Source organism: Stenotrophomonas sp. (assembly GCF_050737075.1).
Classification (GTDB): Bacteria; Pseudomonadota; Gammaproteobacteria; order Xanthomonadales; family Xanthomonadaceae; genus Stenotrophomonas.
On the sequence record NZ_JBOHXV010000094.1, the window covers coordinates 1 to 16,681 of the forward strand.

Annotated in this window: 13 protein-coding genes; 8 read left to right on the forward strand and 5 right to left on the reverse strand. The window is 66.4% G+C overall.

Annotation, left to right across the window (positions count from 1 at the left end):
• Positions 1 to 11: 11 nt before the first annotated feature.
• The 4 genes from ACREPD_RS18140 to ACREPD_RS18155 form a co-directional block, all read right to left on the reverse strand.
• The gene (locus tag ACREPD_RS18140; protein ID WP_431600616.1) at positions 12 to 473 is read right to left on the reverse strand and encodes a protein sip-5; all 462 of its coding nucleotides are present in this window, start codon (positions 471 to 473) and stop codon (positions 12 to 14) included.
• Positions 470 to 976, reverse strand: a complete 507-nt coding sequence (locus ACREPD_RS18145) for a phage holin family protein (protein ID WP_431600617.1) — start codon at positions 974 to 976, stop codon at positions 470 to 472. The genes ACREPD_RS18140 and ACREPD_RS18145 overlap by 4 nt, the downstream gene beginning before the upstream one ends.
• Positions 977 to 982: 6 nt before the next feature.
• The gene (locus tag ACREPD_RS18150) at positions 983 to 1,345 is read right to left on the reverse strand and encodes a hypothetical protein (protein ID WP_431600618.1); all 363 of its coding nucleotides are present in this window, start codon (positions 1,343 to 1,345) and stop codon (positions 983 to 985) included.
• Positions 1,346 to 1,482: 137 nt separating this feature from the next.
• Positions 1,483 to 2,910 (reverse strand): Do family serine endopeptidase, encoded by a 1,428-nt coding sequence (locus tag ACREPD_RS18155; protein WP_431600619.1) that lies wholly within the window; start codon positions 2,908 to 2,910, stop codon positions 1,483 to 1,485.
• A 258-nt stretch (positions 2,911 to 3,168) separates the two neighbouring features.
• On the opposite strand from ACREPD_RS18155, the gene ACREPD_RS18160 reads away from it, so the two are divergent.
• The 4 genes from ACREPD_RS18160 (at position 3,169) to ACREPD_RS18175 (ending at position 9,134) form a co-directional block, all read left to right on the forward strand.
• Positions 3,169 to 6,450 carry an LAGLIDADG family homing endonuclease gene (locus ACREPD_RS18160; RefSeq protein WP_431600620.1) on the forward strand — a complete coding sequence of 1,094 codons (3,282 nt, stop codon included), beginning with the start codon at positions 3,169 to 3,171 and terminating at the stop codon, positions 6,448 to 6,450.
• 181 nt (positions 6,451 to 6,631) lie between these two features.
• On the forward strand, positions 6,632 to 7,618 hold the full coding sequence (locus ACREPD_RS18165) for a histone (protein ID WP_431600621.1): 987 nt from the start codon (positions 6,632 to 6,634) through the stop codon (positions 7,616 to 7,618).
• Between the two features lie 61 nt (positions 7,619 to 7,679).
• Positions 7,680 to 8,447, forward strand: a complete 768-nt coding sequence (locus ACREPD_RS18170) for an NrdJb (RefSeq protein WP_431600622.1) — start codon at positions 7,680 to 7,682, stop codon at positions 8,445 to 8,447.
• A 15-nt stretch (positions 8,448 to 8,462) separates the two neighbouring features.
• Positions 8,463 to 9,134 carry a hypothetical protein gene (locus ACREPD_RS18175; RefSeq protein WP_431600623.1) on the forward strand — a complete coding sequence of 224 codons (672 nt, stop codon included), beginning with the start codon at positions 8,463 to 8,465 and terminating at the stop codon, positions 9,132 to 9,134.
• 7 nt (positions 9,135 to 9,141) lie between these two features.
• Here ACREPD_RS18175 and ACREPD_RS18180 read toward each other — a convergent pair whose 3' ends face one another.
• On the reverse strand, positions 9,142 to 9,504 hold the full coding sequence (locus tag ACREPD_RS18180) for a DUF1428 domain-containing protein (RefSeq protein WP_431600624.1): 363 nt from the start codon (positions 9,502 to 9,504) through the stop codon (positions 9,142 to 9,144).
• Positions 9,505 to 10,150: 646 nt separating this feature from the next.
• On the opposite strand from ACREPD_RS18180, the gene ACREPD_RS18185 reads away from it, so the two are divergent.
• The 4 genes from ACREPD_RS18185 to ACREPD_RS18200 all read left to right on the forward strand — a co-directional run bounded on the left by ACREPD_RS18185 (position 10,151) and on the right by ACREPD_RS18200 (position 16,557).
• Entirely contained in the window at positions 10,151 to 10,723 is a 573-nt protein-coding gene (locus tag ACREPD_RS18185; protein WP_431600625.1) for an Ax21 family protein, read from the forward strand.
• 324 nt (positions 10,724 to 11,047) lie between these two features.
• Positions 11,048 to 11,350 (forward strand): DUF6531 domain-containing protein, encoded by a 303-nt coding sequence (locus ACREPD_RS18190; RefSeq protein WP_431600626.1) that lies wholly within the window; start codon positions 11,048 to 11,050, stop codon positions 11,348 to 11,350.
• An 84-nt stretch (positions 11,351 to 11,434) separates the two neighbouring features.
• Positions 11,435 to 13,765, forward strand: a complete 2,331-nt coding sequence (locus ACREPD_RS18195; protein ID WP_431600627.1) for a wall associated protein — start codon at positions 11,435 to 11,437, stop codon at positions 13,763 to 13,765.
• A gap of 26 nt (positions 13,766 to 13,791) precedes the next feature.
• Complete coding sequence (locus tag ACREPD_RS18200; RefSeq protein ID WP_431600628.1) at positions 13,792 to 16,557, forward strand: RHS repeat domain-containing protein; 2,766 nt, start codon at positions 13,792 to 13,794, stop codon at positions 16,555 to 16,557.
• Positions 16,558 to 16,681 lie beyond the last annotated feature (124 nt).

Genomic DNA, 16,681 nt, shown 5'->3' on the forward strand with positions numbered 1-16,681 from the left:
GGCGCTACCCATCAGCGCTCGGAGACGTCCGTCGCCGCTTCCGCCGGTTGCGGCTGCGCCGCTTCCTGCGTGGCGCTCACGCTGGCCCGTGGTGCAGCAGCAGCTGCCGCCGCCCGCACCGGTGCGACCGGCGCAGGATCCGCGGCCTCATCCATCTTGTCGGCCGCCTCTTCCGCGGTATCGGCCGCCTCGGCTGCCTGCATCGAGGCGAACGCGGCCTGTGCGCTGGCCATCAGGTTGGACACCGAGCCGATCATCTGCAGCCAGCGCGCCCCCTGGAAGCGGGCGCTGCCAGGTTCGAGCTTGCCGGCCAGGAAGCCGCCGGCCACGCCAACGGTAATGATCCGCAGCGGGGTCCAGCCTTCGCGCCAGACCTGGCTGAGCGTGAACCAATTGCACTGGGTTTCGTTGGCCCGGATCGCGACCACCTGTTCGGCGCGCTTTACCCGATGGCGCAGGGCTTCAAACTTCATGGCGTACGCTCCGTGGGTCCGACGTGCGCGTCGGGGTCCTCGTCGCTGGGCTCGTCGAACAACCCCAGCCGCGACAACTGGCGGCGGGTGGCATGCATGCCGGTGTGGCGGAAGAAGAACGACACGCGCCAGATGGCGTAGCCGGTCATGGCCAGGCTCACCAGCGAGGTAATGAGCAGCGAATGGAACCACGACAGGCCCCAGCGCTGCATCAGTGCGATCAGCGTACCGGCCAGCAGCAACCAGGCCGATGCACCAAATACGATGGCCACGCCGCTCCACGCCAACGCGCGCCCGAATGCGCTGCGTGCCAGCGCGAACTCGAACGACGCCAGCCGGCGCAGCGAGCGCAGCGTGTGCTTGGCCGAATCGACCGTGGCGCGACCGGCCTGGCCGACCTCGCGAATGCTTTCATCAAGACGCGGCGGCTTCTGCCCCGCATCGCCCTCCGGTGGTGGCGTTGCCGCCCCACCGTCGGGAGTCGACTGTGCTTGATCGCTCACGCCGACTTACTTGTCGCTGCCGCGTGCCAGCTTGGCAATGATCCAGCCGGCCGCGAAGGCCACGCCGAACGAGGCCAGCGGGCGCTCACGGATCAGCTCGGCGGCGCTGTCGACCAGGTCCTTGCCCTTGTCCATCAGCGCATCGACCTGTTCCTTGGCGGCGGCACCGCCGAACTCGGCAGCAGCCAGGCCGGACAGCGCGGTGTCGGACAGTTCGGCCTTGACGTTGGCCTTGCCGATGCGCAGCTCGTCGGTCGCCGCGCCCGTGGCGCCCTTGATCGCGCCGCCGGCAGCGGTGGCGGCCGACTTCAGGTGCGAACCGGCTTCGCCCAGGTGTTCCTTGAGGTTTTCGGTGTTGGTGGGGCTCATCGTGTATCTCCGTTATGTAAGCGATGGGGAAGGTGACGGCGGACGGAGCCGTCGGCAACGAACACAAGGTAATAGCATCGGCGGGGTGTAGAGGGTGTTAGCTGCCGTGAGCTGCGCGCGAAGGGCCGCTGACTGGTTCAGCGCATCAGCAGGTTCCCGCTCGCGCCGTTGCGGAAAATACGCAGTACAAGTTGTTGCGGGCGCTGCTGGAAATTGGCGCGCCAGCTGGCCAGGTCGGCGAATTCACCCACGCTGGCTTCGGTGATCACATCGCCAGCGGCCAGGCCCGAGGTGGCTGCGCGGCTGCCGCGCTTGACCTCGCTGACCATCACGCCGCTGCTGCCGGCCTGGCGCAGGGTCTCGGGCAGGTCCACGAACGTGGCGCCGGTCAGGCGCGGGTCGAGCGACTCGCCGCTGACTGCGCGCGCCTGTTCCTTCAGCGTCGCCTTGAGTTGCAGCGGCTTGCCGTCGCGACGGATCTCCAGGCTCAGTGCGCTGCCCACCGGCTGCAGGCCTTCCACGTTGTGCAGCGCCTGCGCGCTGTCCACCCGCTGGCCGTTGGCCGACACCACCACGTCGCCCGGCTTGAGCCCGGCCGCGGCTGCGCCGGAACCGGCCAGCACGCGGGTCACCAGCGCGCCGCGGGTTTCGCTCAGGCCCAGGTTCTGCGCCAGCGCCTGGGTCAGGTTCTGCGCTTCGATGCCCAGCGTGCCGCGCACCACCACGCCATGCTTGACCAGCTGGTCCACCACGTCACGGGCAAGGTTGGTGGGAATGGCCAGACCCAGGCCGATGTTGCCGGCCATGCTGCCCTGCGGGTTGAAGCTGGCGGTGTTGATGCCCACCAGCTGGCCCTGCAGATTGACCAGCGCACCGCCGGAGTTGCCCGGGTTGATCGACGCGTCGGTCTGGATGAAGTTCTGGTAGCCCAGCCCGCGGATGCCGGTACGGCCGACCGCCGAGACGATGCCCGAGGTGACCGTCTGGCTGAAACCGAACGGGTTGCCGATGGCCACCACGAAGTCGCCCACCCGCAGCTGCGCGCTGTCGCCCAACGGCAGCGCGGTGAGCCTGTCGGCGGGAATGCGGATCAGCGCGATGTCGGTATCGCGGTCGGATCCGAGGAATTCGGCCTTGACCGTGCGCCCGTCCGACAGCGTGACCTGCACATCGTCGGCGTTGTCGATCACGTGGTGGTTGGTCAGCACCAGGCCTTCGGCCGCGTCGATGATCACGCCCGAACCCAGCGACTCGTTGATGCGTTCCTGCGGCACTTCCGGGAACAGGCGGCGGAAGAACGGGTCGTTGAAGTACGGGTTGCGTACCCGCACCACCTGCTTGGTGTTGACGCTGACCACCGCCGGCATCACCCGTTCCAGCATCGGCGCCAGCGACGGCACCGGCTGCCCCGCGACGGCGGCGGGCAACGCGGCCGTGGCCGGAATGCCGATCGTGGCCGGCGCGGCTTCGGCGCGGTTGTCCAGGTGCGCGTTGATGGCGGAGGCCACGAAGCCACCGAAGGCGGCGGCAAGCGCAAGCGTGAGCAGGGTCGGGAGCGGTCGCATGGGTTCGGCAGGTTGGGTGGAAACACGTATACGGTAAATCAAGCTGAACGGGTCTGTCCGTCCCCGGCCTAAACCGAGGATCTGATCGCGCCCGGCAGACCCCGCCCCTGCGACCTTGCGTACCGTTGACAGGCCCCGGTGCCGGCGTAAGCTGGCCCTGTGTCGGCCACTAGATGTTGCGGTGCCGGCCGGGAGTGCCCCAAGGCGTTGGGTCTGCTTGCGGGCACACACACTGGCTACCGATGGAGCCTGCGGTCGATGAGCACGCTGCGAGTGGACGCGATCGACGACGACCTGCCCGACGGGCAGGTCCCGATGCAGCCGGCGTCCCAGGACATCTGGGACCGCAAGTACCGGCTCAAGACCCAGCAGGGCGAGCCGCTCGACGCCGATATCGACGCCACCTACCTGCGCGTGGCCAAGGCGTTGTCCGACGCCGAGGTCACCGCCGAAAAGCAGCAGTACTGGATGGAGCGCTTCACCTGGGCACTGCGCCGCGGCGCGATCCCCGCGGGCCGCATCATCTCCAATGCCGGCGCGCAGGCGCACAAGCCGGCCACCAGCACCATCAACTGCACCGTGTCGGGCACCATCGAGGATTCGATGGACGGCATCCTGCAGAAGGTCCACGAAGCGGGGCTGACCCTCAAGGCCGGGTGCGGTATCGGCTATGAGTTCAGCACGCTGCGTCCGCGCGGGGCGTTCGTTGCCGGCGCCGGCGCGCATACGTCCGGCCCGATGTCCTTCATGGATATCTTCGACAAGATGTGTTTCACCGTGTCATCGGCCGGTGGCCGGCGCGGCGCGCAGATGGGCACCTTCGACGTTTCGCACCCGGACGTGCGCGAGTTCATCCGCGCCAAGCGCGAGGATGGCCGGCTGCGCCAGTTCAACCTGTCGCTGCTGATCACCGACGGCTTCATGCACGCCGTGGACCAGGATGCCGACTGGCCGTTGCTGTTCCCGCTCAGCCGCCAGGAGGCCGGCGCGTTCGACCTCACCGATCCGGCCCGCGTGCAATGGCGCGATTGGCCCACCCACCGCGATTACGTGGTCCGCGAGGACGGCCAGGTGGCGTGTCGCGTGTACGGCCAGATCCGCGCCCGGCACCTGTGGGACATGATCATGGTGTCCACCTATGACTACGCCGAACCCGGTTTCATCCTGATCGACCGGGTCAATGAAATGAACAACAACTGGTGGTGCGAGGACATCCGGGCGACCAATCCCTGCGTCACCGCCGATACCTGGGTGCACACCGCCAACGGTCCGCGTCAGGTGGCCGAACTGATCGGCCGCCGATTCCAGGTGCGCGTGGAGGGTCAGGACCATGCCACGACCGATGCCGGGTTCTTCCTTACTGCGCGCAAGCCGGTGCTCGCCCTGCAGACCCGCGAAGGCCACCGGCTGCGGCTGACGGCCGACCATCGGGTGCGCCGGGTCATCAGCCGCACCCGCTGGGCGGTGCAGAGCGAATGGTGTGAGGCGGGCCGGCTGCGGCCCGGGGATGAGGTGCTGCTGCAGGACCACCGTGCTGCGCCGCACTGGCCGGGTGCGCTGGCGCATGAGCAGGGCTATCTGCTGGGATTGCTGGTGGGCGACGGCACGCTCAACGCAGAGGCGGCCGTGCTCTCCGTGTGGAGCCAGGCGGCGGTGGCCAACGGTGAGCCGGCGACGCCTGCGCCCGGCGTTCGCGCGCTGATGGGCGAAGCCTTGCGTTGCGCGAAGACCCTGACACATCGCGCCGATTTCACTGGCTGGTCCGAGGTGAGCGGTCGAAGCGAATGGCGGTTCAAGTCAGCGGCACTGCGCGACCTGGCCCAACAGCTGGGCATGTCCCCCGGCCACAAGCCGATCACCCCGGCACTGGAAAAGCTCTCCAGCGATGCCTGCCGTGGCTTCCTGCGCGGCCTGTTCGACGCCGACGGCAGCGTGCAGGGCAGCCAGGGCAAGGGCGTATCCATCCGGTTGGCGCAGTCTGATCGCCCCCGCCTGGAGGCGGTGCAACGCATGCTGCTCCGGCTGGGCATCCCCAGCACGCGCTACGCGCGCCGCGAAGCCGGTCATTCCGTGTTGCCCGATGGTCGAGGCGGCCAGCGCGCCTATCCCACGGCGGCCCAGTTCGAGCTGGTGATCAGCGGCGAAGGCGTGGCCCGCTACGATGCGCTGATCGGCTTCGCCGATACCGACAAGGCAGCGCGGCTGACCCGGACCCTGGCCGCCTACCGCCGCGTGATGAACCGCAGCCGCTACTTCGCCACCGTCGAAAGCGTGCAGCCGGATGGCGTGGAAGACGTCTATGACGTGCAGGTGCCCGGCCTCAACTGCTTCGATGCCAACGGCCTGCATGCCCACAACTGCGGCGAGCAGCCGTTGCCTCCCTACGGCGCCTGCCTGCTCGGCTCGGTCAACCTGACCCGCTTCGTGCGCGACCCGTTCACCGACCAGGCGCGCTTCGACTGGGACGAATACAAAGAGGTGGTGCGGGTGTTCACCCGCATGCTCGACAACGTGGTGGAGGTCAACGGCCTGCCGCTCGAGCGGCAGCGCCAGGAGATCCTGCGCAAGCGCCGGCATGGCATGGGCTTCCTCGGCCTGGGCTCGGCCCTGGCCATGCTGCGCATGACCTACGGCGCGCCCGATGCGTGCGACTTCACCGAGGCCATCGCCCGCGAGATGGCGGTGGCCGGGTGGGAGACCGCCCTGGCCCTGGCCCGCGAGAAGGGCCCCGCGCCGATCATGCAGGACACCTTCGAGGTCACTCCCGCCATGCTGCGCCAGCGCCCGGAGATGGCGCGCGACGGTTGGCGGGCCGGCCAGCAGATCGAGGGCAAGGTGCTGCACGCGCGCTACAGCCGCTACATGCAGCGCATCGCCAGCGTGGCCCCGGAGCTGGTGGAGGAGCTGGCCGAGGTCGGCGCGCGCTTCACCCACCACAGCTCCATCGCCCCCACCGGCACCATCAGCCTGTCGTTGGCCAACAACGCCTCCAACGGCATCGAACCGTCCTTCGCCCACCATTACAGCCGCAACGTGATCCGCGAGGGCCGCAAGAGCAAGGAGAAGGTGGACGTGTTCTCCTTCGAACTGCTGGCCTACCGCCACCTCGTCAACCCGCTGGCGATGCCGTTCGCCGAGGACGACGCGGCCCGCCTGCCCGACTACTTCATTGCCGCCGACGACATCTCGCCCAAGGCGCACGTGGACGTCCAGGCCGCCGCCCAGAAGTGGGTGGACAGCTCCATTTCCAAGACCGCCAACGTTCCGACCGACTACCCGTACGAGCAGTTCAAGGACATCTACCGCTACGCCCACGCGCAGGGGTTGAAGGGCTGCACCACGTTCCGTTTCAACCCCGCCGCGTTCCAGGGCGTGCTGGTCAAGGAGGCCGATCTGGAGAACACCACCTACCGTTTCGAGCTCGAAGACGGCGCAGTTGTGGAGGTAAAGGGCAATGAGGAGATCGAGTATGACGGCGAATTGCATACCGCCGCCAACTTGTTCGACGCGCTCAAGGAGGGCTACTACGGCAAGTTCTGATCACGCATCGGACGCTGTTTTCAAGTGGTTTTCTACACGGTGGCGGTTCGCGGCAGGTCCGCGCCGGCCGCCGGCCAAGCACAGCAGCGGCTCATGAGCTGCGACAAGACCGTTCCACGATCGACCGCGCCGGTATAGCATCGCCAGCGAAATCACTGACTGGCCCCTCAGGAGGCAAAACATGAGCAACGGAAATGGTGTGACCGCGACCCTGTCGCAGGGTGTGGAAACCGTGAAAGAAACCGCCGGCAACGTTGGCGAGACCATCGCCCACACCGCTGAAGAAGTGGTGGCCTCGGTGAAGAAGACCGCCAAGCGCGCACGCAAGGCCGCGACCACCCAGGTTGCCAAGGTCAAGAAGGCCGTCAAGAAGGCCGAGAAGACCGTCGCCAAGAAGGCCGACAAGGCCGCCAAGTCGGTTGGCAAGACCCTGGCCAGCGCCAAGAAGAAGCTGGAAGCGGCCAAGACCAACGCCAAGGCCGAGGCCGCCGCGCTGAAGAAGCAGGTCGCCAAGAAGAAGGTTGCCGCCGAAAAGGCCGTGACCAAGACCACCAAGGCCGCTGGCAAGAAGGCTGCCGCCGCCAAGAAGACCGTGACCAAGAAGGTCGCCACCGCCAAGAAGGCCGTGACCAAGAAGGTCGCCACCGCCAAGAAGGCCGTGACCAAGAAGACCGCCGCCGCCAAGAAGGTCGTGGGCAAGAAGGTCGCCGTGGCCAAGAAGGCTGTCGCCAAGAAGTCGGCCGCCGCCAAGAAGGTCGTCGGCAAGAAGACCGCCGCCGCCAAGAAGGTCGTGGGCAAGAAGGTCGCCGTCGCCAAGAAGGCTGTGGCCAAGAAGTCGGCCACCGCCCGCAAGGTCGCTGGCAAGAAGACCGTGGCCGCCAAGAAGGTGGTCGGCAAGAAGGTTGCCACCGCCAAGAAGGCCGTGACCCGCAAGACCGCAGCGGCCAAGAAGGTCGTCGGCAAGAAGACCGCCGTCGCCCGCAAGACCGTTGGCAAGAAGGTCGCCGTCGCCAAGAAGGCTGTGGCCAAGAAGTCGGCTGCCACCAAGAAGGCCGTCGGCAAGAAGACCGCCGTTGCCCGCAAGTCGGTCGCCCGCAAGGCTGCGCCGGCCAAGCGCGCTGCCAAGACCGTGGCCCGCAAGGCCCCGGCCAAGCGCGCCCGCAAGTAAGCAGGTAACACACGGTGCCTGCCCCTCGGGGCGGGCACCGTGAACACCCAGGAACCGCACCATGGCTGTCAGGATCGATCAGAAGATCACCGGCTACGCCGTCGTCACCCCCGAGGAGAAGGCGCGCCAGGCCGCGGCCTCCGCAGCGCCCGGCCCCGACGCCCGCCAGGACGCCGCCAACGACATCGTGCAGATGCACGAGCGCATCAAGCGCCCGGATGTCCTGATCGGCAATACCTACAAGATCAAACCGCCGCTGGTGGAACACGCCTTCTACGTGACCATCAACGACATCGTGCTCAACCCGGGCACCGAACACGAGCTGCGCCGCCCCTTCGAGGTGTTCATCAACTCCAAGTCGATGGAGCACTTCCAATGGATCGTCGCGCTGACCCGGATCATATCCGCCGTCTTCCGCAAAGGCGGCGACGTGACCTTTCTGGTCGAGGAAATGAAGGCCGTCTTCGACCCGCGTGGCGGCTATTACAAGGGCGGCGGCGTCTACATGCCCTCGCTGGTGGCCGAACTGGGCAGCGTCATTGAAGACCACCTCACCTCCATCGGCCTGCTGCACGCGCCCGAACTGAGCGCCGCGCACCGCGCGCTGATCGCCGACAAGCGCCGCCAGTATGAGGACCTCGAAAGGCAGGCCGCCGCTGCGGCGCCGCGCAGCAGCACCGCCGACCACGAGGAAGACCTGGCCATCACCGGCGACGGCACCGGCTTCCCGCCCAGCGCCAGCTTGTGCCACAAATGCAGCACCAAGGCCCTGGTCATCATGGACGGGTGTGCGACGTGCCTGAACTGCGGGTATTCCAAATGCGGCTGAGCCAGGGCGCCGCGCATGCGTAACCTCGATTTCAGCTCCTGGCAGGCCATGCTCTCCACTCTTGTCGGGCTGGCCGTCATCACCCTCATCGGCGTGGGCATCCGCCTGCTGGTGATGCAGACCCTGCAGCAGCGGCGCGAGCGTGAGAACCGCCAGATCAACGAGCGGCTGCGCACGCTGATCGCCGCCTACAAGACCCTGGGCGGGTCATTCACCGGTGCCTTGCACGTGGACCCACGCCACCGGCGCGACCTGCACCCGGCGGCAACCGCGCCCGACGATGCCCTGGCCGCGCCGGCCGACATCGGCAGCGACCGGGCACGCCGGATCCGCGACGCGGTGGAGGCGGCGTTGTCCGACATCGTCCTGCTCGGTACCGACGAACAGGTGCGGTTGGCCGCCCACGCGGCCAATGAACTGGCCGAAGGGCGCGCGGTGCCCACGGCGGACCTGGTGGTGTCCCTGCGCGACTTCATCCGGCAGGCGCTCGACCTGGCCCCCATTCCCGCCAGCGTGGTCATTCCACGCCAGGGCCCCGCACGGCCCGCCGCCGGTGCCAAGGGCAAGGGCGCCGACGCGGGCGAGAAGGGCAAGGGTGGCGGTGGTGGCGGTGGCGGAATGGGTGGCATGGGCGGCGGCATGGGCATCGGCCACGGCACGGACGACGACAGCAACCACCCGCGTTGAACCACGCTTACTTCCCGCGCACTTCCACGATCGGCACGAAGCCGGCGTAGATCATCCGCTTGCCGTCGAACGGCATCGGGTTGTTGGCCGGGTCCATGCGCGGGTCTTTCATCATCTTCTCCATTCCGGCATCGCGGGTGGCCTTGTCCGGCCATTCGATCCAGGAGAAGACGATGGTTTCATCATCCTTGGCCGCCACCGCGCGGAAGAAGTCGGTCTGCTTGCCGTGGGTGACATCGTCGCCCCAGCATTCGACCACGCGCAGGGCGCCGAACTCGATGAAGACCGAATCGCCTTCGTTGGCGTGCTTGATGAACTTGTCTTTATTGGCGGTGGGAACGGCCAGGACGAAACCGTCGATGTACGACATCTTCAGCCTCCGGGAATGGTGCGCCGGAATGGGCACCTTCAATGACTACGACGCGTGGGGGTGCGGGGAATCGACACTGCCTCCCCGGCGCGTGCAGCGGCGTGACGGGCTGGGTTTGGCACGATCCAACCTCGAAAAATCAATGCGTTGCCAGGGGTTTGCGCCGCACTGCAGCGAGCACAGGGTCAGAAAACCCTTAATCACAGTGAGGGACATCCTGATAGCAGCGGCCCGGGCCAACCGCCAAGATCGGCAAGCCGGGCAGGATGCCTCACGGAACCTGCGGTTTGACGCCAGAGCTGCGTCAGCCGGTGCACCACGGAGGATGGACGCGTTAGCCGACTACTCCCCAAGAGCGGCTTCCCCAACGCGTGACGCCCCGCAAGGGTATCGTCGTGACCAGATTCCTTTCGTGCGCGCGTTATAAACGCGCGGTTCATCGTGCAGCGCGAACACGCCAAAAACACCTGAAAAATGCGGCGCGCGCGCATATGCCACGCTACGACTGAATGGTTGCCAAAAATTCCCCAGGCCGAAAACGGCTTACTTCAGGGCGCGTTGTGTCGAATAACGGAGAATTTACATTCCCGATGCAGAAGCCGCTTGCGCCACTGCACGAACGAAACAACAGAAAAGGTGTACCCCCATGAAGACGTCCCTGATTGCCCTGGCGCTCGCCGCCGCCCTGCCGTTCGGCGCTTCGGCCGCTGAAGGCCTGTCCTACAACTACGCCGAAGGCGACTACGTCAAGACCGACGCCGATGGTGGCAAGGCCGACGGTTGGGGTGTCAAGGGCTCGTACGGCTTCCTGCCGAACTTCCACGCTTTCGGTGAATACAACCAGCAGAAGACCGACATCGGCAACTTCAAGGTTGACCAGTGGCGCGTGGGTGTGGGCTACAACCACGAAATCGCCACCAGCACCGACTTCGTGGGCCGCGTTGCCTACAACAAGTTCGACCCGAAGGAAGGCCTGGACTTCAACGGCTACAGCGCTGAAGCCGGTATCCGTACCGCGTTCGGCCAGCACGCCGAAGTCTACGCAATGGCCGGCTACGAAGATTTCAGCAAGAAGCACGGCATCAATCCGGATGGCCAGTTCTACGGCCGCCTGGGTGGCCAGGTGAAGTTGAACCAGAACTGGGGCATCAACGGCGACATCAAGATGGACCGCCACGGTGACAAGGAATGGTCGGTCGGCCCGCGTTTCAGCTGGTAAGCGACGCCTGATCGCTTCGCTACGCGCGGCATTGGCGTAGTGGCAAAGGCCCGGCAGTTTGCCGGGCCTTTTTTTGTGCCCGGAGGTGGGTATGGCACGGTCAAGAAACCGGTGACATACTCGGCCAGCCGTTACGACGGCGGGTTGCGTGCCTGGGGAGGCGCGTGGGGTAACCCGAGAATAGCAACAGCAACATTTTCAGATGTGTCTGATTGCCCGCAGTGCTGCTGTAACGGCAGGTTGTCGGCGTACGTCCAACGGTTCTTGTCCGGCATAGGGCGAAGCGCTGCCTGACAAGGAAGTCCAGGTCTCGAAGGAGTGAGCATGCGCGGTTATCCGTTGATTCTTGTTGCCCTGTTGCTGCCGGGCGTCGTCCAGGCGCAGGGCATGCGTTACCCCTGGGAGGAGTACGACAAGCTCATCCAGCGCAATACCGACATGACCGCCCTGGAGAGCGGCCTGTTCGGCGAAAGCGTGGACATGTACACCGGCAGCGTGGGCTTTTCGGCCACCGACTTCTCGCTGCCGGGCACCGGCATTCCGATCAGCGTCAGCCGGTCGATGACCCCGAGCAACCGGGCGGATTATTACTACGACGACCTGCCCATGGCCGACTGGAACCTGTAGCTGCCTCGTCTGTCGGGCGTGTTCATGGCGCAAACCGGGTGGGCCAGTCCCTGTGCCGCGGCTGCCGCGCCACCGTCCGTGGTTGTGAACGGCAACACCTACCGCCCGTCCAACTATTGGCAGGGCAACCGCATGGTCATTCCCGGCCGCGGCAGCCAGGACATGCTGGTGGCCGAACCCAATGCCGTGCAGCGGCCGACCAGCGGTGGACCGTACTCGTGGTTGACGGCCGACTTCACCTGGTTCTCCTGCACGTCGTCGCGCCATAACGCGGCAGGCGAGGGCTTCGTGGCCCACACGCCCGATGGCATGCGCTACACGTTCGACTGGGAGGCCGGCTTCTTTGAGCCGCGCGTGGCCGCCGCCAACCTGATCAACCCGGACAACGCGAGCCGCCTGCGCTCCGAACTGTATGCCACCCGCGTGGAAGACCGCTTCGGCAACTGGGTGAGCTACCGCTACAGCAATGCCGCCAATGCGCCGGTGCGCCTGGAGGCGATCACCGCCAGCGATGGCCGGCAGATCACCTTCAGCTACAACGCCCGCGGCCACGTGCAGCAGATCAGCAACGGCTCGCAGACCTGGACCTACCGCTACACCTATCCCAATGCCCTCACCGGCACGCTGGTCGGGGTGGACCTGCCCGACGGCAGCAGCTGGGGCATCGACGCCTATGCCCTGTCGCACATCTACTTCCAGTACGACCGCTCCACCGGTGCAGGCGACATCATCCGCACCTGTGGCTACCCGGGGCTGATGAACAACGAACCCGGCGGCGTGGGCCGCTTCACGCATCCCTCCGGCGCAACCGGGGAATTCACCTTGGGCTACAGCCTGCGTGGCCGCAGCAACGTGCCCATGGTGTGCAACGGTTACTCGAAGCCCTACAACGACCCCAACGACGACGTGGCCATGTACCCGTTGGCGTACGACGCGGTGGTGCTGCGTACGAAACGGCTGTCCGGGCCGGGCGTGGACACGGCCGAGTGGAACTACAGCTACGGCGGCACCATCTCCTTCGCGCCCGGCACCGGCCCGGTATGCACCAGTACCGACTGCTCACTGCCCCTGTGCCTGGATGACAGCTGCGCGGGCGTGTCGGTGACCACCATCACCGGACCGGAAGGCAGCTGGAGCCGCCACACCTACGGCAACAGCTACCGCTACAACGAAGGCAAGCTGCTCAAGGTGGAAGAGGGCAGCGGTGCGCAGGCAGTGCTGCAGACCACGGTGCAGCGTTACCAATGGCCATTGGCGGGCAGCCAGTTCGCGGCGCGCCTGGGCAATACGCAGCAGGCCCGCACGGCCGGCTACACCTCCGAGTACCTGCGGCCGGGCATTCAGACCACCACCACCCGCGATGGCGCCACCTTCTCAAGCACGGTGGGTGCGCTCGACGGTTTCGGCCGCCCGTTGTCCACCGTCTCCAGCAGCAGCCTGGGCTACACACGCAGCGAAACCCGGCAGTACCACGACAACACCGCGCGCTGGGTGCTGGGCCAGACCGCGCGCACTGTGAATGTTGAGACCGGCGCCGAAACCGCGCGTACCGTCTTCCATCCCGATACGGCGCTTCCAACCGAGCAGTACGCCTTCGGCGAGCTGCAGATGCGCCTGTCGTACTACTCCGACGGCCAGGTGGAGAGCGTGACCGATGGCAACGGCAACATCACCATCGCCTCGGACTGGCGACGTGGCATCCCGCAGGTGATCGGCTACGCCGACGGCTTCGCCGAATCGGCCGCCGTGGACGATCTGGGCCGGGTCACCCGCACCACCGATGAGAACGGCTTCAGTTCCACCTTTGCTTACGACACCATGGGGCGCCTTGCGCAGCGCACCTGGCCCACCGGCGATACCGTGGCGTGGAATGCGGTGGGCCGCAGCTTCGAGCGGATCGGCAGCGCGGAGTTCGGCCTGGAGGCCGGCCACTGGCGCCTGACCGAAACCGAGGGCAACCGCCAGCGGCGGCTGTACTTCGATGCGTTCTGGCGCCCGGTGCTGGAAGAAAGCCAGGACCTCAGCAACCCGCAGCAGACCCTGAGCCAGGTAGTGCGGCGCTTCGACCGCCTGGGGCGCAAGGTGTTCGAGTCCTATCCCTCGCGCAGCATCACGAACTTCCGCGCCACCTTGCCCGGGTCCTACACCGGCTATGACGCCCTGAGCCGGGTCAGCAGCGTGGGTATCGACTCCGAGCATGGCCGCCTGACCACCACCTCCAACTACCTCAGTGGCCTGCGCCGGCAGACCATCAACCCGCGCGGCTTCGCCACGGTGGAGAGCTTCCAGGCGTGGGATACGCCCGGCTACGACCTGCCGGTGCGCATCGATGCGCCGGAAGGGGTTTCCACCCAGATCACCCGCGACGTATTCGGCAAGCCCGTCACCATCTCCCGTTCGGGTCCGGACCGATGAGCAGGCGCAGACAAGGAGTCGTTGGCATGCACAGACATCTTCTGAAGTTCCTGCTCCTGCTTTGCGTCGTGCTGGCCTGGCCGGCCACAGCGCAGCAGAGCAATCCGTACGTGTGGGTCAGCTTCGCCGCACCGGCCCAAGGCGCGGTGTATACAGCCCCGGCCACGGTGACCGTGCAGGTCAGCGCGGGCGTCATCGACGACGGCGTGTACGTCAGCCAGCTGCGCATCACCCAGGGCACCACGGTGCTGGCCAGCGTGGTGGGCGAATCGCTGTCCTACACGTTCAACGGTCTCGGACCGGGCACATATACCGTCAACACCAACGCGCGCTCCAACCTCAACGGCACGGCCAGTGCCACCCGCAGCTTCACCGTGGTGGCGGCCGGCGAAAAGCCGCCCACCATCAGCCTCAACGCGCCCACCGGCCAGCCGTACATCGGCCCGGCCAGCATCGGCCTGAGTGCCAATGCGAGCGATCCGGACGGGCAGGTAGTGCGGGTGGACTACTACGCCAACGGCAGCTACATCGGCAACAGTGGCGCGGCGCCGTTTGCCTTCACCTGGCAGGGTGTGGGTCCGGGCAGCTACCAGATCACCGGCGTGGCCACCGACAACAACGGCAAGACCGCTACCTCCGCTGCGGTGAGCGCGGTCGTCGCGCAGTCCGTGATCCGCGGCACCCTGGAAGGCGTCACACAGGCGGCCGATGGCACGTACTACCTGACAGGCTGGGCCTGCTCCAGCGGCCGGGCAACGCCCATCGCCGTGCACATCTATGGTGGCGGCGCCGCAGGCACGGGCCAGGGGCTGGGCGCTGCCCAGGCGAACGAGGCCAGCGAACCGGCTATCGCCGCCACCTGCCAGACCGGCGCAACCAACTATCGCTTCCGCTTTGCGCTGACCGACGCCCTACGCCAGTCGAATGCCAACGCACTGCTGTACGTGCACGGCATATCCCCGGCAGGTGCAAGCAACGACCTGCTCGGCAACTCCGGTGTGTTCCGCATTCCGCCGCCACTGCAGATCGCGCGCCGCTACGTCTACGACGCCCAGCAGCGCCTGTGCAAGGTGATCGAGCCGGAAACCGGCGCCACCGTGATGGGCTACGACGGCGCAGGCAACCTGGCCTGGAGTGCCGCCGGTCTGAACCTGCCCAACGCCCAAAGCTGCGACCGCGCCGCCGCCGAGGCCAGTGGCCGGGTCGTGCGCCGCGCCTACGACGCGCGCAACCGGCCCAGCACGCTTACCTTCCCGGACGGGCGCGGCAACCAGAGCTGGGCCTACACGCCAGATGGCCTGCCGGCGCAGATCACCACCCAGAACGGCGACGGTACCCCGGCCGTGGTCAACAGCTACGTCTACAACAAGCGCCGCCTGCTCACCGGCGAAACCCTCAGCCAGCAGGGCCTGCTGGATCTGAGCCTGGGCCAGGGCTACAGCAGCAACGGCCACCTCGCCGCGCAGACCTGGCCGCAGGGCCTGCAGGTCGCCTACGCGCCCAACGCGCTGGGCCAGCCAACCCAGGCCGGCACCTTCGCCACGGGCGTGCAGTACTACCCCAACGGCGCGGTGCAGCAGTTCGTGTACGGCAACGGCATCGTCCACCAGATGCAGCAGAACGCCCGGCTGTTGCCGGCGCGCAGCACCGACACCGGCACGCTGGATCTGCTCACCAGCTTCGACGTCAACGGCAATGTCAGCGCCATCAACGACCTGGTGCAGGGCAGTGGCCATGACCGGCAGATGCAGTACGACGCGCTGGACCGGCTCACCGCCGCCTACTCACCGGCCTTCGGTGGCGATGGCTGGTACCGCTTCGGCTACGACGCGTTGGACAACCTGCGCACCTGGACCCAGCCGGGCGAAGGCCAGCGCCGCTATGAGTACGACGGCAGCAACCGCCTGACCCTGGTGCGCAATGCGGCTGGCGCGGGCATCATCGGCCTGGGCTACGACGTGCAGGGCAACCTGTCGGTGAAGAACGGGCAGGGGTATCAGTTCGACTTCGGCAACCGGCTGCGCCAAGCCACCAACCTGGAGCGCTATCGCTACGACGGCCATGGCCGTCGCAGCTCGGTGATCGATGCGGGGAGTGGCAAGAACCGGCATTACCTGTACAGCCAGGGTGGGGCGCTGGCGTACCTGTGGGATCAGGGAACGGGCGAGCGCACGCAGTACATCCAGTTGGCCGGAAGCCTGGTGGCGACCCGCAAGACGAATGCAGGTGGGGCGGTCAGCGTGCGCTACCAGCACACCGATGCGCTCGGCAGCCCGGTAGCGGAGACCAATGAGCAGGCGGGGGTGGTGCAGCGCACGGCGTATACGCCGTATGGCGCGAGCATCGGCGCGCAAAAGGACGGGGTGGGGTACACCGGGCATGTGATGGATGGGAGTACCGGGCTGACGTATATGCAGCAGCGGTATATGGATCCGACGGTGGGGGTGTTCCTATCTGTGGATCCGGTGACGGCGTTCAGGAGCCCGATCGGCCTTTTCAATCGATACAGATATGCGAACGGCAATCCCTATAGATTCATCGATCCGGACGGACGATGCACAGGATCAAAAATATCCAACGGAGATGACACCTGCAAAAGCACAGGAGAATTCACCACGCGAGCTACATCAGCAAGGAGCCTGGATGCAAGGAGTGTGGACAAAGTATTCTCACATACGTCGGTGTCTACCATGGGTGGTGAGGCGGCGCCGTCCGCTTTTCCTGGAGAGACACGGTCGGCATTGAACAGATTCTTAGGGTCAAAAGTTGGCGCAGCTGTGGGAGCGCAATGAATCGCCCAGGGTTCCGTAGACACCTCGCGGCCATAAACTATGGCTTAGGCGGAGGTGGTTATGAGTACGAAGCGGTACACCGATGAGTTCAAGATCGAGGCGGTCCGGCAGATCGTTGAGTACG